This is a genomic window from Citrobacter sp. RHBSTW-01013 (genome assembly GCF_013781985.1).
Taxonomy (GTDB): Bacteria; Pseudomonadota; Gammaproteobacteria; order Enterobacterales; family Enterobacteriaceae; genus Citrobacter; species Citrobacter braakii.
Window position 1 is genome coordinate 5,144,490 of record NZ_CP056185.1, and the last position, 23,438, is coordinate 5,167,927.

Below are 23,438 nucleotides of genomic sequence, written 5' to 3' on the forward strand. Positions count from 1 at the left end.
TCCATGCCTGTTTACGGCCATCAACTCATGTCTGTTCGCTGTCTGGTCACAGGAAAGTACGCAGAACTGAAACGACAAGACGGATTGAGTGACAAGCCAGGAATCTGTCCACTTCTCGCGCGAGAAACAACGGGAAGTATTGGATATAACTAGATTCAAACTTAATAAGGTATGTTTAATACGAAGTCAACACTAACTTAGCACGACTCAAGTCGGGCGTCCAGTCATCCGAATCATTTCGAAGTATGGTCGCCCGATCATGAGACTTCCTTACGCTAAATTAGCGTCGAGGAATTCTTTCAACTGACCTTTGGATAGCGCGCCGACTTTAGTCGCCGCAACTTCGCCGTTTTTAAACAGCAGCAGGGTCGGGATGCCACGGATACCATACTTCGGCGCGGTGCCTGGGTTTTGGTCAATGTTCAGTTTAGCAACCGTCAATTTGCCCTGATATTCGTCAGCGATTTCATCCAGAATTGGAGCGATCATTTTGCACGGACCGCACCACTCTGCCCAGAAATCAACGAGGATAGCTCCGTCCGCTTTGAGTACATCCGTGTCAAAACTGTCGTCAGTCAGGTGAATAATTTTATCGCTCATATTAACTCCACAGGAATAAGCCTGGTGCGTTGGTGTACTCTTAATCAACGACGTGTTGATGTAGCATTAACCAACTAAAGGTTGACTTTATTTCACCGGATACGCTTTCGTAAAGCAATAGTAAGCTGATATTCTACCACACTATGAGCAAAACACATTTAACAGAACAGAAGTTTTCCGACTTCGCCCTGCACCCAAAGGTGATAGAAGCCCTTGAAAATAAAGGCTTTCATAACTGCACGCCCATTCAGGCCCTCGCGCTGCCGCTAACGCTGGCAGGTCGTGATGTTGCAGGGCAGGCGCAAACCGGTACCGGAAAAACGATGGCGTTCCTGACGTCAACGTTTCATTATCTTCTCTCTCATCCCGCGATTGCCGATCGCAAGGTGAACCAACCGCGTGCGTTAATTATGGCGCCAACGCGTGAGTTAGCCGTGCAGATCCACGCTGACGCCGAGCCGCTGGCACAGACCACCGGTTTGAAATTAGGCCTGGCTTATGGCGGCGACGGTTATGACAAACAGCTGAAAGTGCTGGAAAGCGGCGTCGATATTCTTATCGGCACGACCGGTCGTCTCATCGACTATGCAAAACAGAACCACATTAACCTGGGCGCGATTCAGGTCGTGGTGCTGGATGAAGCCGATCGTATGTACGATCTGGGCTTTATCAAAGATATCCGTTGGCTGTTCCGTCGTATGCCGCCAACCACCCAACGTCTGAACATGCTGTTTTCTGCTACCCTCTCTTACCGCGTTCGCGAACTGGCGTTCGAACAGATGAATAACGCCGAGTACGTTGAAGTCGAACCGGAACAGAAGACAGGTCACCGTATTAAAGAAGAGCTCTTCTATCCTTCCAACGAAGAGAAAATGCGTTTGCTGCAAACGCTGATTGAAGAAGAGTGGCCAGATCGCGCCATCGTCTTTGCTAACACCAAGCATCGTTGTGAAGATATCTGGGGTAGTCTTGCCGCTGACGGTCATCGCGTCGGTCTGCTGACCGGTGACGTGGCGCAGAAAAAACGTCTGCGTATCCTTGATGAGTTCACCCGTGGCGATCTCGACATTCTCGTTGCGACGGATGTCGCCGCGCGTGGTCTGCATATCCCAGCCGTAACGCACGTATTTAACTATGACCTGCCGGATGACTGTGAAGATTACGTTCACCGTATCGGTCGTACCGGTCGCGCCGGAGCAAGCGGTCACTCTATCAGCCTGGCGTGTGAAGAATATGCGCTGAATTTACCAGCAATCGAGACCTATATCGGTCACTCGATCCCGGTCAGCAAGTACAACCCGGATGCACTGATGACCGATCTGCCGAAGCCGTTACGCTTAACGCGTCCGCGCACAGGCAATGGCCCACGCCGTACCGGTGGTGCTCCGCGTAATCGTCGTCGTTCAGGTTAACGTTAGATATGCTCACAACCACTTCGCTGTACGCCGCAATTGATTTAGGCTCGAATAGTTTTCATATGCTGGTTGTACGCGAGGTGGCGGGAAGCATTCAGACGCTCACGCGTATTAAACGCAAGGTGCGTCTGGCCGCTGGTCTCAACAGCGACAACGTTCTTTCCGCTGAAGCTATGGAGCGCGGCTGGCAATGCCTGCGCCTGTTTGCTGAACGTCTGCAGGATATCCCTCAGCCGCAAATCCGCGTGGTCGCCACGGCAACATTACGCATCGCGGTAAACGCCGATGAGTTTATCGCCAAAGCGCAAGAGATCCTCGGCTGTCCTGTCCAGGTCATCAGCGGCGAAGAAGAAGCGCGGCTGATTTATCAAGGTGTTGCCCACACCACCGGCGGCGCCGATCAGCGTCTGGTCGTTGATATTGGCGGAGCCAGCACTGAACTGGTTACCGGCTCCGGCGCGCAAACCACCTCTCTGTTCAGCCTGTCAATGGGCTGCGTCACCTGGCTCGAAAGGTATTTCACCAATCGTAATCTGGCACAGGAAAACTTTGACGAAGCAGAGAAAGCGGCTCGCGAAGTTCTGCGCCCAGTCGCCGACAAACTGCGTTTTCATGGCTGGAAAGTTTGCGTTGGTGCCTCTGGCACCGTCCAGGCGTTACAGGAAATCATGATGGCGCAAGGCATGGATGAGCGCATTACGTTGGCCAAGCTTCAGCAGCTTAAACAGCGCGCCATTCATTGTGGTCGTCTGGAAGAGCTGGAAATAGAAGGGTTAACGCTGGAACGCGCACTGGTTTTTCCCAGCGGACTGGCCATTCTGATCGCCATTTTCACCGAACTGAATATTCAATGCATGACTCTGGCCGGCGGCGCACTACGCGAAGGTCTGGTCTACGGCATGCTGCACTTGCCGGTTGATCAGGACATTCGCAGCCGTACGCTGCGTAATATTCAGCGTCGATTTATGGTCGACACCGATCAGGCGAATCGCGTCACGCAATTGGCTGTACATTTACTCGAACAGGTGAAAGATGAGTGGCATCTTGAAGCCATTAGTCGTGAACTGCTGCAAAGTGCCTGTCAGTTGCATGAAATAGGACTGAGCGTAGAGTATAAGCAGGCGCCGCTGCATGCCGCCTGGCTGGTACGTAATCTCGATCTCCCGGGCTTTACTCCCGCGCAGAAAAAACTGTTAGCCACGCTGTTGCTCAACCAAACTAATCCGGTCGATCTCTCTTCACTCCACCAGCAAAACGCTGTGCCACCACGCATCGCGGAGCACCTTTGCCGTTTGCTACGCCTGGCGATCATTTTCGCCGCTCGCCGTCGCGACGATTTAGTGCCACATATCACCCTGCAAGCTCAGGATGAGAATCTGACGTTAACGCTACCGGAAGGCTGGCTGGAACATCATCCATTAGGTACAGAGTTAATCGATCAGGAAATACAGTGGCAAAGCTATGTCCACTGGCCGCTGGAAGTGCATTAGATGCTGGCTGCCGGATAGCGCTTACACTTATCCGGCCTACAAAATACTTATTTCTCTTTGGCTTTCGCCATCATTGCCCGAATATTAGCAATGCTGGCCTGCCCTTTTTGCATCCGCTCCTCGGCACTCACCACTTTACGCTCCTGTTCCCAGATAACGTCATCCTGTGGTAGTTCCAACAGGAAACGGCTCGGTTCCGGTCGTACCAGTTCACCGTACTGACGGCGCTCTTTACACAGCGTGAAGATAAGTTCTTTCTGCGCACGTGTAATCCCGACGTAAGCCAGACGACGCTCTTCGTCGATGTTGTCTTCATCGATGCTGCTCTGGTGCGGCAAAAATCCTTCTTCCATTCCCACCATAAATACGTACGGGAACTCCAGTCCTTTTGAAGCATGCAGCGTCATTAACTGCACCTGATCCAACTCTTCTTCGCTCTCTCCGCGCTCCATCATGTCGCGCAGGGTAAAGCGGGTAACGACCTGAGTCAGGGTCATTGGCTCTTCCAGCTCACTACCTTCCAGCATCTCCGTCATCCAGCTGAACAGCGTGTTGACGTTTTTCATACGCATTTCGGCCGCTTTCGGGCTCGGCGAGGTTTCATACAGCCAGGATTCGTAATCAATGCCGTGGATCAGATCGCGCACGGCGGCAACCGGCTCGCGCTCCGCCAGACGTTGAATTTCACCCAGCCAGTGCGTAAAGCGGGTCAGAGAATCATATCCGCGCCCGGTTAGCGTCTGGCTAAGTCCCATATCAAAGCTGGCGGTAAACAGGCTTTTATTACGCGTCATCGCCCATTCCCCCAGCTTTTGCAGCGTGGCCGGACCGATTTCACGCTTAGGGGTGTTTACGATGCGCAAAAATGCACTGTCATCATCCGGGTTGCTGAGCACGCGCAGATAGGCCAGCAGATCTTTAATCTCCGGACGTGAGAAGAACGACGTCCCGCCGGAAATTTTGTATGGGATGCGGTTTTGCATCAGAAACTTTTCGAACACTCGCGACTGATGATTACCGCGGTACAGGATGGCGTAGTCTTTATACTGCGTCTTGTTCACAAAGTGATGGGCAATCAGTTCCCCGGTCACGCGTTCCGCTTCGTGCTCTTCATTATTCGCACTCAACACCTTCAGCTCAGCGCCGTAGCCCAGCTCAGAAAAGAGCCGTTTTTCAAAGACGTGTGGGTTGTTAGCAATAAGGATGTTCGCCGCCTTCAGGATACGCCCTGATGAACGATAGTTTTGCTCCAGCTTCACCACCTGCAGCGCCGGAAAATCTTTGCTTAACAGCACCAGGTTCTGCGGACGTGCACCGCGCCAGGAGTAGATCGACTGATCGTCATCACCCACGACGGTAAAGCGCGCGCGTTTCCCCACCAGCAACTTCACCAACTCGTACTGGCTGGTGTTGGTATCCTGATATTCATCCACCAGCAGGTAGCGGATTCGATTTTGCCAACGCTCACGTACTTCTTCATTGCGCTGCAACAGCAGCGTGGGGAGCAGGATCAGATCGTCAAAATCGAGGACGTTACACGCCTTCATATGCGCGTCATACAGACCATAGCAGTGGGCAAAAATACGATCGCGTTCACCCTTTGCACTGGCTGCCGCCTGCGCTGGGGTCATCAGATCGTTTTTCCAGTTGGAGATCGTTGAAATCAACTGTTGAAGGATAAGCTTATCGTCTTCAATTAGCCCTTCGGTCAATTCCTTAAGCAGGGCCACCTGGTCAGTATCATCAAACAACGAGAAGTTCGACTTCATCCCTAGCGCGGCGTATTCACGCTTAATGACATCCAGTCCCAGAGTGTGGAAAGTAGAGATCATCAACCCGCGCGCTTCTTTACGACCCAACGTTTGCGCCACACGCTCTTTCATCTCGCGCGCAGCCTTATTGGTAAAGGTTACTGCCGCAATATGTCGTGCCTGATAGCCACATTCACGGATCAGATGTGCGATTTTGTTAGTGATAACACGCGTCTTACCGGAACCCGCTCCCGCCAGCACCAGGCAAGGTCCGGTGACGAATTCGACGGCTTGTTGTTGTCCGGGGTTCAAACGCATAGAGGATTGCTCAATCTGTAAACACGGGGATGTGGATTGTAGCAGAAAGTGACGCCAGGGGGATCGGTCATAGCCCATCGCCGAAGACCATGGATTACATGCTACTATTGCGCCCTGATTTATCACTCAACTCAGAGCACAAACCATGGCAAAAACAGCATCAGCAGTGCATATCCTTGTTAAAGAAGAGAAACTGGCTCTCGATCTTCTGGAACAAATCAAAAATGGCGCCGATTTTGGTAAACTGGCGAAGAAACACTCTATCTGCCCGTCGGGCAAACGCGGCGGCGATTTAGGCGAATTCCGTCAGGGCCAGATGGTTCCGGCGTTTGATAAAGTGGTGTTCTCCTGCCCGGTGCTGGAGCCAACCGGCCCACTGCACACTCAGTTCGGTTACCACATCATTAAAGTGCTGTACCGTAACTAATAGAAAGCCCGGTGTGTTAAAACACCGGGCTTTTTTTTGCCAAATTGCAGCCTCTTAGCCAGCTACAGCAATGCGTTTCATATCAGTCATATAGCCACGCAATTTCTGGCCCACTTTCTCGATAGCATGGCTGCGAATAGCATCGTTTACGTCGCGCAGCTGCGCGTTGTCTACCGCACCTTCGGCAATCGCTTTGCCCAGATCCCCGGTTTGCAGGGTGGTCATGAACTCTTTCAGCAGCGGTACGCATGCGTAAGAGAACAGGTAGTTACCGTATTCTGCGGTATCGGAAATGACAACGTTCATTTCGTACAGGCGCTTACGGGCGATGGTGTTCGCGATCAGCGGCAGTTCGTGCAGTGATTCGTAGTAAGCAGACTCTTCGATGATGCCGGAATCCACCATGGTTTCAAACGCCAGCTCAACGCCAGCCTTCACCATCGCGATCATCAGCACGCCTTTATCGAAGTACTCCTGCTCGCCAATTTTACCTTCAAACTGCGGCGCGGTTTCGAACGCGGTTTTGCCGGTCTCTTCACGCCAGGTCAGCAGTTTCTTATCGTCGTTGGCCCAGTCAGCCATCATGCCTGAAGAGAATTCGCCGGAGATGATGTCATCCATGTGTTTCTGGAACAGCGGCGCCATGATCTCTTTCAGCTGTTCGGACAGCGCATAAGCACGCAGTTTCGCTGGGTTAGACAGACGATCCATCATCAGGGTGATACCGCCCTGCTTCAGCGCTTCGGTGATGGTTTCCCAGCCGAACTGAATCAGTTTTTCGGCGTAAGCCGGGTCAGTACCTTCTTCCACCAGCTTGTCGAAGCACAGCAGAGAGCCTGCCTGCAGCATACCGCACAGAATTGTCTGCTCGCCCATCAGGTCAGATTTCACTTCCGCAACGAAGGACGATTCCAGCACGCCTGCACGGTGACCGCCAGTGGCCGCAGCCCATGCTTTGGCAATCGCCATGCCTTCGCCTTTCGGATCGTTTTCCGGGTGAACGGCGATCAGGGTTGGAACACCAAAACCACGTTTGTACTCTTCACGCACTTCGGTACCCGGACACTTCGGCGCAACCATCACCACAGTGATATCTTTACGGATCTGCTCGCCCACTTCGACGATGTTGAAACCGTGAGAGTAGCCCAGCGCCGCGCCGTCTTTCATCAGCGGCTGTACGGAACGTACAACGTCGGAGTGCTGTTTGTCCGGCGTCAGGTTAACCACCAGATCCGCCTGCGGGATCAGCTCTTCGTAGGTACCTACTTTGAAGCCATTTTCGGTCGCTTTGCGCCAGGAAGCTCGCTTCTCAGCAATCGCTTCTTTACGCAGGGCGTAGGAGATATCCAGACCGGAGTCGCGCATGTTCAGGCCTTGGTTAAGCCCCTGAGCACCGCACCCGACGATGACCACTTTTTTACCCTGAAGGTAGCTTGCGCCATCGGCGAATTCGTCGCGACCCATAAAGCGACATTTGCCCAGCTGCGCCAGCTGCTGACGCAGGTTCAGTGTATTAAAGTAGTTAGCCATGGTGATACCTCGTGATGTTGTACTGTCTTATTGTTCGGTTCGCGTTTCAGCGAGAATGAACCCACATTACAACAGGAAATTTATTGCGGAAATTGATATATTCACAACATCACATTGCAATATCTGCAACGTAGAAAATCGGAGGCTCGTCCGTGGATTTACGCGATCTGAAAATGTTCCTGCATCTGGCGGAAAGCCGCCACTTTGGCCGCAGTGCGCGGGCGATGCACGTCAGCCCCTCCACACTCTCACGCCAGATCCAACGGCTGGAAGAAGATCTCGGCCAGGCGCTGTTTGTGCGCGATAACCGTACGGTCACGCTGACCGAAGCAGGCGAAGAGCTGCGAGTGTTTGCCCAGCAGACGCTGTTGCAGTATCAACAATTGCGCCACACCCTCGATCAACAGGGACCGTCGCTGTCGGGCGAGCTGCATATCTTCTGCTCGGTTACCGCCGCCTACAGCCACCTGCCGCCAATTCTCGACCGCTTTCGCGCCGAGCACCCCTCGGTTGAAATTAAGCTCACCACCGGCGATGCCGCTGATGCGATGGACAAAGTGGTCACCGGAGAGGCCGATCTGGCAATAGCGGGTAAGCCAGAGACGCTGCCCGGTGCTGTGGCATTCTCGATGCTGGAGAATTTAACGGTAGTGTTGATCGCACCAGCATTGCCTTGCCCGGTACGGAATCAGGTTTCGGTCGATAAACCAGACTGGTCGACGGTGCCGTTTATCATGGCCGACCAGGGGCCGGTACGCCGCCGCATCGAACTGTGGTTCCGCCGTCACAAAATCAGCAACCCATCGATTTACGCCACGGTCGGGGGGCACGAAGCGATGGTCTCGATGGTGGCGCTGGGTTGCGGCGTGGCTCTGCTGCCGGAAGTGGTGCTGGAAAACAGCCCGGAGCCGGTACGGAATCGCGTGATGATTTTAGAACGCAGCGACGAAAAAACGCCGTTCGAGCTGGGCGTCTGCGCGCCGAAAAAACGGCTGCATGAGCCGCTCATAGACGCGTTCTGGAAGATTGTTCTGGAGCGTAAATCCGCCGAGTAGCGCCAGCGTCAGGCCTAAAATCAGTGGTAGATTCAGTATTGGCACTCCTTTTCTGTATAATGTCCCGTGCCATAATAGATGTGGGGGGCTTGTTAACCATCACGTTTAGCAAGCCAGAACAGACGGTGTCATTGCGCACTTGACAGCGAAAATACAAACTTAATTAGCCATCATTATGATAATCAAACCAAAAATTCGTGGATTCATCTGTACAACGACCCATCCGACTGGCTGCAAAGTCAATGTGGAAAAACAGATCGATTATGTGAAGAAAAACGGGAAAATCGCTAACGGCCCTTCCCGCGTGCTGGTCATCGGTGCTTCCACCGGTTACGGCCTTGCTTCCAGAATTTCCGCCGCGTTTGGCAGCGGAGCCGCCACTATCGGCGTATTTTTCGAAAAACCAGGCACGGAAACCAAGCCAGGTTCCGCGGGCTGGTATAACTCTGCAGCCTTCGATGAGGCCGCAAAACGTGAAGGTCTGTATTCCAAAAGCATCAACGGCGACGCGTTCTCCGACGAGTGTCGCGACGAAGTTATCAAACTGATCAAAGAAGACCTGGGTCAGATTGACCTGGTGGTTTACTCACTGGCATCTCCGGTACGTAAAATGCCGAAAACCGGTGAAATCGTCCGTTCTGCGCTGAAGCCAATCGGTGAGGTTTATACCTCTAAAGCGATCGATACCAACAAAGATCAGATCATAACCGCCAGCATTGAGCCGGCAACCGAAGAAGAAGTTCAGAACACCGTCACCGTTATGGGCGGCGAAGACTGGGAACTGTGGATGGGCGCGCTGAGCGAAGCAGGCGTGCTGGCTGACGGCGTGAAAACCGTTGCCTACTCCTACATCGGTACCGACCTGACCTGGCCAATCTACTGGCACGGCGCGCTGGGCAAAGCAAAAGAAGATCTCGACCGCGCGGCAGGCGCGCTGCGTAATCAACTGGCTCCGCTGAACGGTTCCGCTAACGTTGCTGTACTGAAATCCGTTATCACGCAGGCTTCTTCTGCTATTCCGGTGATGCCGCTGTACATCTCCATGGTCTTCAAGCTGATGAAAGAACAAGGCATTCATGAAGGCTGCATCGAGCAGATCAACCGTCTGATGACCACCAGCCTGTACGGCGATAAAGTGGTGCTTGATGACAACCAGCGTATCCGTATGGATGACTGGGAACTGCGTGAAGACATTCAGCAGGCATGCCGCGATCTGTGGCCGCTGATCACCACCGAAAACCTGGCGCAAAAAACGGACTATGCAGGATATAAGCAGGAATTCCTGAATCTGTTCGGTTTTGGTCTCGACGAAGTGGATTACGATGCGGATGTAAACACCGAAGTCGAATTCGAAGTCATCACGCTGTAATCTGCTGATACAGTTGCAAAAAGGGTTCATGTCTTTACATGAACCCTTTTTTAATGGCTGCCGCTAACCCGCCAGGAAGAACCTGAACGCCGGGTTATGCGTTTCATCATGACAGTCATAACCCAGTTCGTTCAGTCGCGTTTCGAAATCAGGTTCGTGCTCACCCAACTCAAACGCCGCCAGTACGCGACCATAATCGGTTCCGTGACTACGATAGTGGAACAACGAAATATTCCAGTGCGTCCCCAGGGTATGCAGGAATTTGAGCAACGCCCCCGGAGATTCCGGGAATTCGAAGCTGTACAGCCGCTCCTGCAAGGGTTTCGACGGGCGCCCACCGACCATGTAGCGCACGTGCAGCTTCGCCATTTCGTCGTCGGACAAATCCACCACGCTGTAGCCGCCCTCGTTAAGCAACTGGAGGATTTCCTTACGCTCTTCCAGCCCACGGCTCAGACGGACGCCAACAAAAATACAGGCGTCTTTCGCATCAGCAAATCGGTAGTTAAACTCGGTAACCGAGCGTCCTCCCAACAGCTGGCAAAACTTCAGGAAGCTGCCCTTTTCTTCCGGAATAGTTACTGCCAGCAACGCTTCGCGCTGTTCGCCCAGCTCGCAACGTTCGGAAACATAACGTAGGCCATGGAAGTTAACGTTAGCGCCGGAAAGGATATGCGCCAGACGTTCGCCGCGAATGTTGTGCTGGGCAATGTACTTTTTCATCCCCGCCAGCGCCAGCGCACCGGAAGGTTCCGCCACCGCGCGCACATCCTCGAACAGATCTTTCATTGCCGCGCAGATAGCGTCGCTATCGACAGTGATGATGTCGTCGAGATACTCCTGGCACAAACGGAAGGTTTCGTCGCCGATACGTTTCACCGCCACGCCTTCAGCAAAGAGGCCAACACGTGGAAGATCGACCGGTTGACCGGCATCCAGCGCCGCTTTCAGGCAGGCTGAGTCTTCAGCTTCAACGGCAATCACTTTGATCTGCGGCATCAGTTGTTTGATCAGCACCGCCACGCCTGCCGCTAATCCGCCACCGCCCACCGGCACGAATACACGATCAAGGTGGGCATCCTGCTGCAATAACTCCAGTGCCAGTGTGCCCTGCCCGGCAATCACCATCGGATGGTCGAACGGAGGAACCCAGGTAAAACCCTGCTGCTGCGACAGCTCAATCGCTTTGGCTTTGGCTTCATCAAAATTCGCGCCGTGTAACAGTACTTCACCACCGAAACCGCGAACGGCATCGACTTTGATATCAGCGGTAGCCGTAGGCATGACAATCAGCGCCTTCACACCTAATCGCGCAGAAGAGAAAGCTACGCCCTGAGCATGATTACCTGCCGATGCGGTGATTACCCCATGCGCTTTTTGCTCTTCGGTCAGACCGGCCATCATGGCATAGGCACCGCGCAGCTTGAAGCTGTGAACGGGTTGACGGTCTTCGCGCTTCACCAGAATCACGTTATCGAGGCGCGAAGAGAGTTTTTCCATTTTTTGTAGCGGTGTGACCTGCGCCGCTTCGTATACCGGCGCACGCAGCACTGCTCTGAGATACTCGGCGCCTTCTGGAGCGCCGGAGAGGGGTTGAGAATCCGCCATGGTCATTATCCCCCTAGTTTCGACTTATCGCGCACCGCACCTTTGTCGGCGCTGGTTGCCAGGCTGGCGTAAGCGCGCAGCGCAAAGGAGACCTGACGCTGACGATCTTTTGGCGTCCAGGCTTTGTCACCACGAGCTTCTTGCGCTTCACGGCGCGCAGCGATTTCCGCATCGCTCAGTTGCAGTTGAATGCCACGATTCGGGATATCGATAGCAATCATGTCGCCATCTTCGATAATTGCGATATTACCGCCGCTGGCCGCTTCAGGAGAAACGTGACCAATGGAAAGCCCCGAAGTACCGCCAGAGAAACGACCGTCGGTAATCAGCGCGCAGGCCTTACCGAGACCCATCGATTTCAGGAAGGTGGTTGGGTAGAGCATTTCCTGCATGCCTGGCCCGCCCTTCGGCCCTTCGTAGCGAATCACCACCACGTCGCCGGCAACCACTTTACCGCCGAGGATAGCTTCAACCGCATCGTCCTGGCTTTCATACACTTTTGCCGGGCCGGTGAATTTCAGGATGCTGTCATCCACACCAGCGGTTTTTACGATACAGCCGTTTTCCGCGAAGTTACCGTACAGGACTGCCAGGCCGCCGTCTTTGCTGTAAGCATGTTCCAACGAGCGAATGCAACCTTCTGCGCGGTCATCATCCAGGGTGTCCCAACGACAATCCTGCGAGAACGCCTGTGTGGTACGGATGCCAGCCGGACCTGCGCGGAACATTTTTTTCACCGCGTCGTCTTTGGTCAGCATAACGTCATAACTATCGAGCGTTTGAGGCAGAGTCAGTCCCAGCACGTTTTTCACGTCGCGGTTCAGTAGACCGGCGCGATCCAGCTCGCCTAAAATGCCCAGTACGCCGCCCGCGCGGTGCACGTCTTCCATATGGTATTTCTGCGTACTCGGCGCAACTTTACACAGCTGCGGGACTTTGCGGGACAACTTATCAATATCACTCATGGTGAAGTCGATTTCCGCTTCCTGCGCGGCCGCCAGCAGGTGCAGAACGGTGTTGGTGGAACCGCCCATCGCAATATCCAGCGTCATGGCGTTCTCAAACGCCGCCTTGTTGGCAATGTTGCGCGGCAGGGCTGAAGCGTCATCCTGCTCGTAGTAGCGTTTGGTCAGCTCGACTATGCGTTTACCTGCGTTGAGGAACAGCTCTTTACGGTCGGCGTGAGTCGCCAACAGCGAACCGTTACCCGGCTGCGACAGACCCAACGCTTCGGTCAGGCAGTTCATCGAGTTGGCGGTGAACATCCCGGAGCACGAGCCGCAGGTCGGACAGGCCGAACGTTCAACCTGCTCGCTCTGCGAGTCGGAGACTTTCGGGTCTGCGCCCTGAATCATCGCATCAACCAGATCAAGCTTGATGATTTGGTCAGAGAGCTTGGTTTTCCCGGCTTCCATTGGGCCGCCGGAAACAAAGATCACCGGAATATTCAGCCGCAGAGAGGCCATTAACATCCCGGGGGTGATTTTATCGCAGTTAGAGATGCAGACCATCGCATCGGCGCAGTGGGCGTTAACCATATATTCCACTGAATCGGCGATCAGCTCACGCGACGGCAGTGAATAAAGCATGCCGCCATGACCCATGGCGATACCATCATCCACGGCAATGGTGTTGAACTCTTTCGCCACACCGCCTGAGGCTTCGATTTGTTCGGCAACCAGCTTACCGAGATCGCGCAGGTGGACGTGGCCCGGCACAAACTGGGTAAAGGAGTTCACCACAGCGATAATCGGTTTACCGAAGTCATCATCGGTCATCCCGGTGGCGCGCCACAGTGCGCGGGCACCCGCCATATTGCGGCCGTGGGTGGTGGTAGCAGAACGATACTTAGGCATGCTTGATTAACTCCCGTCTGTCTTTCCCCTGCATATTTCACGCCGCAACTGAGGGCTGCCTCGCTCCCCCCAGTCACCTACTAAAGTAAGCTCCTGGGGCTCGCTGCGTTGCCGTCTTCCTGCAACGTGAACTATTTTGGGGTAATATTAATTTTGTTATTGATTTACTGAATCCAACCAGCCGTATTTATCTTCCGTTTCACCGGTGAAGAGGCCAAAGAAAGCCTGCTGGATGCGTTTGGTGACCGGACCGCAGCGGCCTTCGCCCACCTGAATACCATCGACGCTACGTACTGGGGTGATTTCGGCCGCGGTACCGGACATGAACACTTCGTCGGCCAGGTACAGCGATTCACGAGACAGCACCTGCTCACGCACTTCGATATCGAGATCTTTCGCCAGCTTAATGATCGCGTCACGGGTGATACCCGGCAGCGCGGAAGAGGTAAACGGCGGGGTAAACAGAATGCCGTCTTTTACTTCAAACAGGTTTTCGCCCGCGCCTTCGGAGATGTAGCCATTCACATCCAGCGCAATGCCTTCCTGGTAGCCATGACGACGCGCTTCACTACCCACCAGCAGCGAAGACAGATAGTTACCACCTGCTTTAGCAGCGGTAGGAATCGTGTTCGGCGCAACGCGGTTCCAGGAAGAAACCATCGCGTCGATCCCCTGCTCCAGCGCTTCAGCACCGAGGTAAGCCCCCCATGGGAACGCGGCGATTATCACATCAGTGGTATATCCCGCAGGCGGGTTAACGCCCATCCCTACGTCGCCAACAAACACCAGCGGACGGATATAGGCGCTGGTCAGGTTGTTTTTACGAATCACCTCACGGCAAGCTTCCATCAGCTCATCAACGCTCTGAGAAACGGGAAAACGATAGATCTTGGCTGAATCACGCAGACGCTGCATATGTTCGCGATGACGGAACACTACCGGCCCTTTGTGAGAATCGTAGCAACGGATCCCTTCAAATACAGAAGTACCGTAGTGCAGCGCGTGGGACATCACGTGGACCTTCGCGTCTTCCCAACGAATCATCTCGCCATTAGACCAAATGTAATCAGCTTTTTTCGTCGTCATTTTTCTTCCTTTTGCGCTCAGGCGCGGATTTGTTGTGATGTGGTTGTGCTCTGGCAGATAGCAACATGTGCAACATCTACCAGTTTACTTAACTGACTAAACAGTAAGTCGACCGACCGGGGGCTGGCAACGGTCAATTCGATATTTATATTCTGCGCATCGCTGGCGGCTTCCATATTCATGGAGCACACCTGAAAACCACGATGGCGTACCACGCGTAAAACACGTTCTAACGTTTCCGGATTGAAACGAGCCTCAACGGCGACCTGATGTTGCATCATGATAATTTCTCCAGCATTTCTGAGTTACTGGCGCCAGGTGGCACCAGAGGCCAGACATTCTCAAGTTCGTCGATTGAGACATGAAGCAAGTATGGCCCCTCGCTATTCAGCATGGTGTCGAGTGCCGCTTCAACCTGGTCTTTACGGGTGATGTGTTGACCAGGAATGCCGAAGGCTCTGGCCAACATGAGGAAATCGGGGTTATCGGTAAGGGTGGTTTCGCTATAACGTTCCTGGAAAAACAGCTGCTGCCATTGTCGCACCATGCCTAACCGCTGGTTGTCGAGTAAAACTATCTTCAGCGGCAACTGCTTGCGTTTTACGGTGCCCAATTCCTGTACATTCATCATGAAGGAACCGTCACCGGAGATACAGATTACCGTATCATTCGGGCGAGCAACCTGCGCGCCAACCGCTGCTGGCAGGCCAAAGCCCATCGTCCCCAGACCGCTCGACGTGATGAAGTTTTCAGGGCGAGTGTAGGTCATATGCTGTGCCGACCACATCTGATGCTGGCCAACATCCGTTGTCACTACGCTATCCGCAGGTTTGCGATCGGATAACTGCTTTAACAACAGTGGCGCATAGATAGCTTCCCCCGGATGGTCGTAGCGCCAGGTATGTTCTGCGCGCAGTTCAGCGCTGTGCTGACGCCATTCGTCAATCTTCATCAATTGCTGTAATGCTGGCAGAAGAGAATTTAAATCCCCCTGCAGCGCCACGTGTGCCTGGCGCAGTTTGTTCATTTCCGCTGGGTCGATATCCATGTGGATTACGCTGGCGTTCGGTGCAAAGGTATTCAGCTTGCCAGTCACCCGGTCATCAAAACGTGCGCCAACCGCAATCAGTAAATCGCACTCTTGCACCGCGAAATTCGCGGCTTTAGTACCGTGCATTCCCAACATGCCCAAATAGTACGGGTAGTCAGCATCTACTGCGCCCAGACCTTTCAGCGTGCAGGCGACCGGCATTTGGGTTACCGCGATAAATTCACGCAGGGCCGGGACCGCCTGCGCCATACCTACGCCACCACCTACGTACAGGATGGGTTTTTGTGCCTGCGCCAGCATATTACGTGCCTGCTCAACGTCAGCGTGCGGAAACGTCTCTACGTTTTCGACGGTCGTAAAATATGGCTCCAGCGTACCGCTGGCTAATTGAATGTCTTTCGGGATATCAACCAGAACTGGACCCGGACGACCGGAATTCGCCACGGCGAAAGCCTCAGCCATGATACGCGGCAGTTCTTCGAGTGACTGTACCAGGAAGCTGTGTTTGGTGCAGGACAGAGACATCCCCAGCACGTCCACTTCCTGGAACGCATCCGTTCCGATGAAAGGTGATGCCACCTGACCGGTGATCGCCACCACTGGAACAGAATCTAACAGCGCATCGGCAAGGCCCGTGATCAGGTTGGTTGCGCCAGGGCCGGAGGTAGCGATACAAACGCCGGTTTTACCGGTCGCACGGGCATAGCCAATCGCCGCCATTGCCGCACCCTGCTCGTGTCGGCACAACAGGTGCTCTACGCCGCCGTCATACAACGCATCGTAAACCGGCATAATTGCGCCACCAGGATAACCAAAGACGGTTTGAACCCCTTGTGCACGCAACGCATGTACCACCCACTGTGCCCCATTCATAGTTACATCCCCGCCGTAAATCTTGAGGAACAGAATTTTATGCTACCGTTCACTTTCTGCTCCTCGTGTATGTTTTTAAGGTCAAAAAAAACCCCCGGACCTTTCGGTGCGGGGGTCTTAGTTCGTTAAGGCTTGTTTTCTAAGCCTTTCCTCGTCCAAGTGCAGCCCCGCACGGTGGGATAATAATCACCACCACGCTAATCACGACCAGGCTAATCACTCGTAGAAGGGCTGTCATTTTTGTATTTTCTTGCATCTTGTTCGAAGGAATACCTAAAGAGTTACCATAGAATTTGCAAATGACACAAGATATTTTTTTATTCGTTTTTCTGACGTCGTTAACGGTTTAGATAAATACCGTTGTTTTTTATACAAAAAAATCAAAAATGAAAATATTTCACGCTTCAGGCGATCCTCGGTAACCCGATCCCCAATACAAACACCATTCAAAAGCATTTGCGGGCGTCATTCCAGGCTTAATGCAAGCAATTATACGTTGCGCAAAAATACGGGAATCAGCATCTAAAAACCGTAATTATGTGAAATCTTGCCGCGATGTATTGCGACATAATACTTTTATCAGGAGGAATTATGTCACTATCGATTGTTCACACACGCGCCGCGCTAGGCGTGAATGCGCCAGCCATTACCATCGAGGTACATATCAGCAACGGCCTGCCTGGTTTAACCATGGTGGGGCTGCCCGAAACGACGGTGAAAGAGGCTCGCGATCGGGTACGCAGTGCGATTATTAATAGCGGTTATGAATTCCCGGCAAAGAAGATAACTATAAACCTCGCTCCGGCCGATCTCCCGAAAGAAGGGGGGCGATATGATTTACCTATCGCTGTTGCGCTTCTGGCCGCTTCTGAGCAGCTTACACCCAACAATCTCGACACCTACGAGCTGGTAGGTGAATTAGCGCTTACAGGCGCGCTACGCGGCGTTCCCGGCGCGATATCAAGCGCAACCGAGGCCATTCGTGCAGGCAGGCGAATTATTGTCGCAAAAGAGAATGCCGCTGAAGTTGGACTGATACACGGCGAAGGGTGCCTGATCGCCGATCACCTGCAGACCGTATGCGCATTTCTCGAAGGTAAGCATGATTTAGACAGGCCATCATCCGCAGATTTTACGCCTAACGCATTAGCTGATGATCTGAGCGATGTTATCGGCCAGGAACAGGGTAAACGCGGGCTGGAGCTTACCGCAGCAGGCGGCCACAATCTCTTGCTCATCGGCCCGCCGGGTACGGGAAAGACTATGCTAGCCAGTCGACTCAGAGGGCTACTCCCTCCACTTAGCAACGATGAAGCGCTGGAAAGTGCCGCGATACTCAGTCTGATCCATTCCGACACGATACAAAAACAGTGGAAGCAGCGCCCTTTTCGCTCGCCACATCACAGTGCTTCATTAACCGCCATGGTCGGTGGAGGCTCTATTCCTGCGCCAGGAGAGATCTCTTTGGCGCACAACGGCATACTGTTTCTGGATGAACTACCCGAGTTTGAGCGGCGCACGCTGGATGCACTGCGCGAACCCATCGAGTCCGGGCAGATCCATCTATCCCGCACCAGAGCAAAAATAACCTATCCCGCACGCTTTCAACTCATAGCTGCGATGAATCCAAGCCCGACGGGCCATTATCAGGGGAACCATAACCGCTGTACCCCAGAACAGACGCTGCGCTACCTAAATCGATTGTCAGGTCCATTTCTTGACCGCTTCGACCTCTCCCTCGAAATTCCCTTACCGCCGCCCGGTATACTCAGCCAGAACGCGATGAAAGGGGAAAATAGCGCAACGGTGAAGCAACGTGTTATGGCAGCGCGAGAGCGTCAGTATCAGCGGCAAAATAAGTTAAACGCACATCTGGACAGTCAGGATATCCATAAATACTGCCTACTGCGTAGCGACGATGCACAGTGGCTTGAAGAAACGCTCGCGCATCTCGGATTGTCTATCCGCGCCTGGCTGCGCCTGATTAAGGTCGCTCGAACGATTGCGGATATCGAACAATGTGATCACATCTCTCGCCAGCATTTACAGGAGGCCGTTGGGTACCGAGCGATAGACAGGTTACTCATTCATCTGCAGAAATTACTGACATAAAAAAAGGGCTTTCGCCCTTTTTTTATTAATCATCAGATTCGGTGTAGTCTTCTGCGCCTTCCACCTGAGGTTTCCCACCCGATAAGGTGTGGAAACGTTTTGGACGCTTAATACGCGTCATGTATTTAGACCACACACGTTCAGCTTCGGTAACCGGCTCACGTTCACCACGGCATACCGCAACAAACAGTTTTTCTTCTTCAGTTACCGGCTCACGCTTGCCCAGATCCAGCTCGTTGAAAGCATAACCGTGACGCTCAAGCAGTTGTGCTTCTTTAATGGTGAAATCACCATGACGGGAGAATCCGCGGGGATAATATTTATTATCGAAATATCGATTAGTCGTCGTAAAGCTTTCCGCCATCCTGCACGCTCCTAATTCTTTGGCCGAGCTATTTATGGCGCGGAGTATTAGTTACGCTTGACAGAGCGTCAAACAAAAGATTTAAATCATAACGACAAATAATTTTATGGAGCGAGTTGTGGATACGGAATTGTTAAAAACTTTCCTGGAAGTTAGCCGGACACGCCACTTTGGCAGGGCTGCTGAAGCGCTCTACCTGACCCAATCAGCGGTTAGTTTCCGGATCAGACAACTGGAAAATCAATTGGGTGTAAACCTGTTCACCCGACACAGAAACAATATCCGTTTAACCGCTGCAGGTGAAAAATTATTGCCTTACGCCGAAACGTTGATGAATACGTGGCAGGCAGCACGTAAGGAAGTCGCGAATACCTCGCGGCATAACGAGTTTTCTATCGGTGCCAGCGCATCTCTCTGGGAGTGCATGCTTAATGACTGGTTGAAGCGTTTGTATCAATCTCAGGAGCCACAATCCAGCCTGCAGTTTGAAGCGAGGATCGCTCAACGCCAATCGTTAGTAAAACAGCTTCATGAACGACAGCTTGATCTACTGATTACTACCGAAACACCCAAAATGGACGAATTTAGCAGCCAACTGTTGGGATATTTCACGCTGGCGCTCTATTGCAGCTCTCCTTCGCAAACCAAAGATGAGCTGAATTATTTACGCCTGGAATGGGGACCCGATTTTCAACAACACGAAGCGGGACTAATAGCGGGAGATGAAGTGCCGGTACTCACCACCAGTTCGGCAGAATTGGCCAGGCAGCAACTTTCAGTGATTAAGGGCTTTAGCTGGCTTCCCGTCAACTGGGCCAAAACCAAAAGCGATCTCCATACGGTTACCGACAGTACAACGCTTTCACGTCCTTTATATGCAGTTTGGCTGCAAAACAGCGATAAAAATGGACTAATTTGCGATCTGCTGAGAACAGATATTCTGGAAAATTAAAGAAAATATAGGCAAGGATGCCGGGAGTAAAACAGCAGGAAGGCATAATTCAAATTGCAGGTAAAAAAAATCCTTAGCAAAAATGCTAAGGATTGTTTCTGGCAGGGGCGGAGAGACTCGAACTCGCGACACCCGGTTTTGGAGACCGGTGCTCTACCAACTGAGCTACGCCCCTAAATTTTCTTATCATTAAGCCTGCTTGGTAGCAGGCTTAATTTTCTAATAAGTGGCGGAACGGACGGGACTCGAACCCGCGACCCCCTGCGTGACAGGCAGGTATTCTAACCAACTGAACTACCGCTCCACCGAATTTCTTTGTCACTACCCGGATTATTCATCCCGGTTTACTGCAATTTGATGCCTGGCAGTTCCCTACTCTCGCATGGGGAGACCCCACACTACCATCGGCGCTACGGCGTTTCACTTCTGAGTTCGGCATGGGGTCAGGTGGGACCACCGCGCTACAGCCGCCAGGCAAATTCTGTTTATCAACACGCTTTTCGCATGTCGATGTAATCTGTAATCAAGCTGAATATCGTGTCTCTTCGCCAAAACATCTTCGGCGTTGTAAGGTTAAGCCTCACGGTTCATTAGTATCGGTTAGCTCAACGTATCGCTACGCTTACACACCCGACCTATCAACGTCGTCGTCTTCAACGTTCCTTCAGGACCCTTAAAGGGTCAGGGAGAACTCATCTCGGGGCAAGTTTCGTGCTTAGATGCTTTCAGCACTTATCTCTTCCGCATTTAGCTACCGGGCAATGCCATTGGCATGACAACCCGAACACCAGTGATGCGTCCACTCCGGTCCTCTCGTACTAGGAGCAGCCCCCCTCAATTCTCCAGCGCCCACGGCAGATAGGGACCGAACTGTCTCACGACGTTCTAAACCCAGCTCGCGTACCACTTTAAATGGCGAACAGCCATACCCTTGGGACCTACTTCAGCCCCAGGATGTGATGAGCCGACATCGAGGTGCCAAACACCGCCGTCGATATGAACTCTTGGGCGGTATCAGCCTGTTATCCCCGGAGTACCTTTTATCCGTTGAGCGATGGCCCTTCCATTCAGAACCACCGGATCACTAAGACCTGCTTTCGCACCTGCTCGAGCCGTCACTCTCGCAGTCAAGCTAGCTTATGCCTTTGCACTAACCTCCTGATGTCCGACCAGGATTAGCTAACCTTCGTGCTCCTCCGTTACTCTTTAGGAGGAGACCGCCCCAGTCAAACTACCCACCAGACACTGTCCGCAACCCGGATTACGGGTCTACGTTAGAACACCAGCCATTAAAGGGTGGTATTTCAAGGTTGGCTCCATGCAGACTGGCGTCCACACTTCAAAGCCTCCCACCTATCCTACACATCAAGGACCAGTGTTCAGTGTCAAGCTATAGTAAAGGTTCACGGGGTCTTTCCGTCTTGCCGCGGGTACACTGCATCTTCACAGCGAGTTCAATTTCACTGAGTCTCGGGTGGAGACAGCCTGGCCATCATTACGCCATTCGTGCAGGTCGGAACTTACCCGACAAGGAATTTCGCTACCTTAGGACCGTTATAGTTACGGCCGCCGTTTACCGGGGCTTCGATCAAGAGCTTCTCCTTACGGATAACCCCATCAATTAACCTTCCGGCACCGGGCAGGCGTCACACCGTATACGTCCACTTTCGTGTTTGCACAGTGCTGTGTTTTTAATAAACAGTTGCAGCCAGCTGGTATCTTCGACTGATTTCAGCTCCATGAGTAAATCACTTCACCTACATATCAGCGTGCCTTCTCCCGAAGTTACGGCACCATTTTGCCTAGTTCCTTCACCCGAGTTCTCTCAAGCGCCTTGGTATTCTCTACCTGACCACCTGTGTCGGTTTGGGGTACGATTTCGTGTTACCTGATGCTTAGAGGCTTTTCCTGGAAGCAGGGCATTTGTTACTTCAGCACCGTAGTGCCTCGTCATCACACCTCAGCGTTAACAAGACTCCGGATTTACCTGGAATCTCCGCCTACATGCTTAAACCGGGACAACCGTCGCCCGGCTAACATAGCCTTCTCCGTCCCCCCCTCGCAGTAACACCAAGTACAGGAATATTAACCTGTTTCCCATCGACTACGCCTTTCGGCCTCGCCTTAGGGGTCGACTCACCCTGCCCCGATTAACGTTGGACAGGAACCCTTGGTCTTCCGGCGTGCGGGTTTTTCACCCGCATTATCGTTACTTATGTCAGCATTCGCACTTCTGATACCTCCAGCATGCCTCACAGCACACCTTCAACGGCTTACAGAACGCTCCCCTACCCAACAACACATAGTGTCGCTGCCGCAGCTTCGGTGCATGGTTTAGCCCCGTTACATCTTCCGCGCAGGCCGACTCGACCAGTGAGCTATTACGCTTTCTTTAAATGATGGCTGCTTCTAAGCCAACATCCTGGCTGTCTGTGCCTTCCCACATCGTTTCCCACTTAACCATGACTTTGGGACCTTAGCTGGCGGTCTGGGTTGTTTCCCTCTTCACGACGGACGTTAGCACCCGCCGTGTGTCTCCCGTGATAACATTCTTCGGTATTCGCAGTTTGCATCGGGTTGGTAAGTCGGGATGACCCCCTAGCCGAAACAGTGCTCTACCCCCGAAGATGAATTCACGAGGCGCTACCTAAATAGCTTTCGGGGAGAACCAGCTATCTCCCGGTTTGATTGGCCTTTCACCCCCAGCCACAAGTCATCCGCTAATTTTTCAACATTAGTCGGTTCGGTCCTCCAGTTAGTGTTACCCAACCTTCAACCTGCCCATGGCTAGATCACCGGGTTTCGGGTCTATACCCTGCAACTTAACGCCCAGTTAAGACTCGGTTTCCCTTCGGCTCCCCTATTCGGTTAACCTTGCTACAGAATATAAGTCGCTGACCCATTATACAAAAGGTACGCAGTCACCCCATAAAGAGGCTCCCACTGCTTGTACGTACACGGTTTCAGGTTCTTTTTCACTCCCCTCGCCGGGGTTCTTTTCGCCTTTCCCTCACGGTACTGGTTCACTATCGGTCAGTCAGGAGTATTTAGCCTTGGAGGATGGTCCCCCCATATTCAGACAGGATACCACGTGTCCCGCCCTACTCTTCGAGTTCACAACACATGCACTTTTGTGTACGGGGCTGTCACCCTGTATCGCCGGACTTTCCAGACCGTTCCACTACCACACATGCTGATTCAGACTCTGGGCTGCTCCCCGTTCGCTCGCCGCTACTGGGGGAATCTCGGTTGATTTCTTTTCCTCGGGGTACTTAGATGTTTCAGTTCCCCCGGTTCGCTTCATTACGCTATGTATTCACGTAATGATAGTGTGACGAATCACACTGGGTTTCCCCATTCGGAAATCGCCGGTTATAACGGTTCATATCACCTTACCGACGCTTATCGCAGATTAGCACGTCCTTCATCGCCTCTGACTGCCAGGGCATCCACCGTGTACGCTTAGTCGCTTAACCTCACAACCCGAAGATGTTTCGTAAAACACTTCAGTGTTGCGAAAATTTGAGAGACTCGAACACACCGCTTTTCATTTCTTGTTTACGGAGAAATGAAACAGTGTG

At 52.8% G+C, this 23,438-nt stretch carries 18 protein-coding genes, 2 tRNA genes and 2 rRNA genes; 7 read left to right on the forward strand and 15 right to left on the reverse strand.

Annotation, left to right across the window (positions count from 1 at the left end; translation table 11 throughout):
- Positions 1-20: 20 nt before the first annotated feature.
- Positions 21-140, reverse strand: a complete 120-nt coding sequence (locus HV350_RS24655) for a rho operon leader peptide (RefSeq protein WP_049259789.1) — start codon at positions 138-140, stop codon at positions 21-23.
- A gap of 130 nt (positions 141-270) precedes the next feature.
- A complete protein-coding gene (gene trxA / locus HV350_RS24660) occupies positions 271-600 on the reverse strand; it encodes a thioredoxin TrxA (RefSeq protein WP_001280776.1) in 330 nt (109 codons plus the stop codon).
- A gap of 143 nt (positions 601-743) precedes the next feature.
- Between trxA and rhlB the strand changes: the two genes are divergently transcribed.
- Positions 744-2,012: an ATP-dependent RNA helicase RhlB gene (gene rhlB, locus HV350_RS24665; protein ID WP_003829013.1), complete on the forward strand. Its 1,269-nt coding sequence runs from the start codon at positions 744-746 to the stop codon at positions 2,010-2,012.
- Between the two features lie 8 nt (positions 2,013-2,020).
- Entirely contained in the window at positions 2,021-3,505 is a 1,485-nt protein-coding gene (gene gppA, locus HV350_RS24670; RefSeq protein WP_016157837.1) for a guanosine-5'-triphosphate,3'-diphosphate diphosphatase, read from the forward strand.
- A gap of 47 nt (positions 3,506-3,552) precedes the next feature.
- On the opposite strand, the gene rep is transcribed toward gppA, so the two are convergent.
- Positions 3,553-5,574 (reverse strand): DNA helicase Rep, encoded by a 2,022-nt coding sequence (gene rep, locus HV350_RS24675; RefSeq protein WP_016157836.1) that lies wholly within the window; start codon positions 5,572-5,574, stop codon positions 3,553-3,555.
- Between the two features lie 145 nt (positions 5,575-5,719).
- Here rep and ppiC point away from each other — a divergent pair, with 145 nt between their 5' ends.
- The gene (gene ppiC / locus HV350_RS24680; protein WP_016155104.1) at positions 5,720-6,001 is read left to right on the forward strand and encodes a peptidylprolyl isomerase PpiC; all 282 of its coding nucleotides are present in this window, start codon (positions 5,720-5,722) and stop codon (positions 5,999-6,001) included.
- A gap of 54 nt (positions 6,002-6,055) precedes the next feature.
- Here ppiC and ilvC read toward each other — a convergent pair whose 3' ends face one another.
- Positions 6,056-7,531: a ketol-acid reductoisomerase gene (gene ilvC, locus HV350_RS24685; RefSeq protein WP_003844614.1), complete on the reverse strand. Its 1,476-nt coding sequence runs from the start codon at positions 7,529-7,531 to the stop codon at positions 6,056-6,058.
- Between the two features lie 152 nt (positions 7,532-7,683).
- Between ilvC and ilvY the strand changes: the two genes are divergently transcribed.
- Complete coding sequence (gene ilvY, locus HV350_RS24690) at positions 7,684-8,586, forward strand: HTH-type transcriptional activator IlvY (RefSeq protein ID WP_016155102.1); 903 nt, start codon at positions 7,684-7,686, stop codon at positions 8,584-8,586.
- A gap of 175 nt (positions 8,587-8,761) precedes the next feature.
- Positions 8,762-9,955, forward strand: coding sequence for an enoyl-ACP reductase FabV (fabV, locus tag HV350_RS24695; RefSeq protein WP_049270475.1), 1,194 nt, complete (start codon positions 8,762-8,764; stop codon positions 9,953-9,955).
- A gap of 63 nt (positions 9,956-10,018) precedes the next feature.
- On the opposite strand, the gene ilvA is transcribed toward fabV, so the two are convergent.
- From ilvA to ilvL, 6 genes are all read right to left on the reverse strand, one after another.
- Complete coding sequence (gene ilvA, locus HV350_RS24700) at positions 10,019-11,563, reverse strand: threonine ammonia-lyase, biosynthetic (protein WP_016157833.1); 1,545 nt, start codon at positions 11,561-11,563, stop codon at positions 10,019-10,021.
- Positions 11,564-11,568: 5 nt separating this feature from the next.
- Positions 11,569-13,419, reverse strand: coding sequence for a dihydroxy-acid dehydratase (gene ilvD, locus HV350_RS24705; protein ID WP_101701046.1), 1,851 nt, complete (start codon positions 13,417-13,419; stop codon positions 11,569-11,571).
- Positions 13,420-13,575: 156 nt separating this feature from the next.
- Positions 13,576-14,505: a branched-chain amino acid transaminase gene (locus tag HV350_RS24710; protein ID WP_003829030.1), complete on the reverse strand. Its 930-nt coding sequence runs from the start codon at positions 14,503-14,505 to the stop codon at positions 13,576-13,578.
- Between the two features lie 17 nt (positions 14,506-14,522).
- The gene (ilvM, locus tag HV350_RS24715) at positions 14,523-14,786 is read right to left on the reverse strand and encodes an acetolactate synthase 2 small subunit (protein ID WP_003018017.1); all 264 of its coding nucleotides are present in this window, start codon (positions 14,784-14,786) and stop codon (positions 14,523-14,525) included.
- Positions 14,783-16,429, reverse strand: coding sequence for an acetolactate synthase 2 catalytic subunit (gene ilvG / locus HV350_RS24720; RefSeq protein ID WP_047499578.1), 1,647 nt, complete (start codon positions 16,427-16,429; stop codon positions 14,783-14,785). Before ilvG ends, ilvM begins: the two co-directional genes overlap by 4 nt.
- Before the next feature lie 139 nt (positions 16,430-16,568).
- Positions 16,569-16,667, reverse strand: a complete 99-nt coding sequence (ilvL, locus tag HV350_RS24725) for an ilv operon leader peptide (RefSeq protein ID WP_001311244.1) — start codon at positions 16,665-16,667, stop codon at positions 16,569-16,571.
- A 353-nt stretch (positions 16,668-17,020) separates the two neighbouring features.
- On the opposite strand from ilvL, the gene HV350_RS24730 reads away from it, so the two are divergent.
- Positions 17,021-18,541, forward strand: a complete 1,521-nt coding sequence (locus HV350_RS24730) for a YifB family Mg chelatase-like AAA ATPase (protein ID WP_137380384.1) — start codon at positions 17,021-17,023, stop codon at positions 18,539-18,541.
- Between the two features lie 25 nt (positions 18,542-18,566).
- Here the strand turns inward: HV350_RS24730 and maoP are convergent, their stop codons facing one another.
- Positions 18,567-18,905, reverse strand: coding sequence for a macrodomain Ori organization protein MaoP (maoP, locus tag HV350_RS24735; protein ID WP_003018025.1), 339 nt, complete (start codon positions 18,903-18,905; stop codon positions 18,567-18,569).
- Between the two features lie 106 nt (positions 18,906-19,011).
- Here maoP and hdfR point away from each other — a divergent pair, with 106 nt between their 5' ends.
- The gene (hdfR, locus tag HV350_RS24740) at positions 19,012-19,857 is read left to right on the forward strand and encodes an HTH-type transcriptional regulator HdfR (RefSeq protein WP_087121878.1); all 846 of its coding nucleotides are present in this window, start codon (positions 19,012-19,014) and stop codon (positions 19,855-19,857) included.
- A gap of 99 nt (positions 19,858-19,956) precedes the next feature.
- Here the strand turns inward: hdfR and HV350_RS24745 are convergent.
- From HV350_RS24745 to HV350_RS24760, 4 genes are all read right to left on the reverse strand, one after another.
- Positions 19,957-20,032, reverse strand: a tRNA-Trp gene (locus HV350_RS24745).
- Between the two features lie 52 nt (positions 20,033-20,084).
- A tRNA-Asp gene (locus tag HV350_RS24750) sits at positions 20,085-20,161 on the reverse strand.
- Between the two features lie 55 nt (positions 20,162-20,216).
- Positions 20,217-20,332: ribosomal RNA gene (gene rrf, locus HV350_RS24755) — 5S ribosomal RNA — on the reverse strand.
- 94 nt (positions 20,333-20,426) lie between these two features.
- Positions 20,427-23,333, reverse strand: a 23S ribosomal RNA gene (locus HV350_RS24760).
- Positions 23,334-23,438: the final 105 nt, after the last annotated feature.

Excerpts from the sequence above, each read along its gene's own strand:
- trxA (WP_001280776.1), bottom strand. The coding sequence starts at position 600 with ATGAGCGATAAAATTATTCACCTGACTGACGACAGTTTTGACACGGAT.
- rhlB (WP_003829013.1), top strand. The coding sequence starts at position 744 with ATGAGCAAAACACATTTAACAGAACAGAAGTTTTCCGACTTCGCCCTG.
- gppA (WP_016157837.1), top strand. The coding sequence starts at position 2,021 with ATGCTCACAACCACTTCGCTGTACGCCGCAATTGATTTAGGCTCGAAT.
- rep (WP_016157836.1), bottom strand. The coding sequence starts at position 5,574 with ATGCGTTTGAACCCCGGACAACAACAAGCCGTCGAATTCGTCACCGGA.
- ppiC (WP_016155104.1), top strand. The coding sequence starts at position 5,720 with ATGGCAAAAACAGCATCAGCAGTGCATATCCTTGTTAAAGAAGAGAAA.
- ilvC (WP_003844614.1), bottom strand. The coding sequence starts at position 7,531 with ATGGCTAACTACTTTAATACACTGAACCTGCGTCAGCAGCTGGCGCAG.
- fabV (WP_049270475.1), top strand. The coding sequence starts at position 8,762 with ATGATAATCAAACCAAAAATTCGTGGATTCATCTGTACAACGACCCAT.
- ilvA (WP_016157833.1), bottom strand. The coding sequence starts at position 11,563 with ATGGCGGATTCTCAACCCCTCTCCGGCGCTCCAGAAGGCGCCGAGTAT.
- ilvD (WP_101701046.1), bottom strand. The coding sequence starts at position 13,419 with ATGCCTAAGTATCGTTCTGCTACCACCACCCACGGCCGCAATATGGCG.
- HV350_RS24710 (WP_003829030.1), bottom strand. The coding sequence starts at position 14,505 with ATGACGACGAAAAAAGCTGATTACATTTGGTCTAATGGCGAGATGATT.
- ilvM (WP_003018017.1), bottom strand. The coding sequence starts at position 14,786 with ATGATGCAACATCAGGTCGCCGTTGAGGCTCGTTTCAATCCGGAAACG.
- ilvG (WP_047499578.1), bottom strand. The coding sequence starts at position 16,429 with ATGAATGGGGCACAGTGGGTGGTACATGCGTTGCGTGCACAAGGGGTT.
- ilvL (WP_001311244.1), bottom strand. The coding sequence starts at position 16,667 with ATGACAGCCCTTCTACGAGTGATTAGCCTGGTCGTGATTAGCGTGGTG.
- HV350_RS24730 (WP_137380384.1), top strand. The coding sequence starts at position 17,021 with ATGTCACTATCGATTGTTCACACACGCGCCGCGCTAGGCGTGAATGCG.
- maoP (WP_003018025.1), bottom strand. The coding sequence starts at position 18,905 with ATGGCGGAAAGCTTTACGACGACTAATCGATATTTCGATAATAAATAT.
- hdfR (WP_087121878.1), top strand. The coding sequence starts at position 19,012 with ATGGAGCGAGTTGTGGATACGGAATTGTTAAAAACTTTCCTGGAAGTT.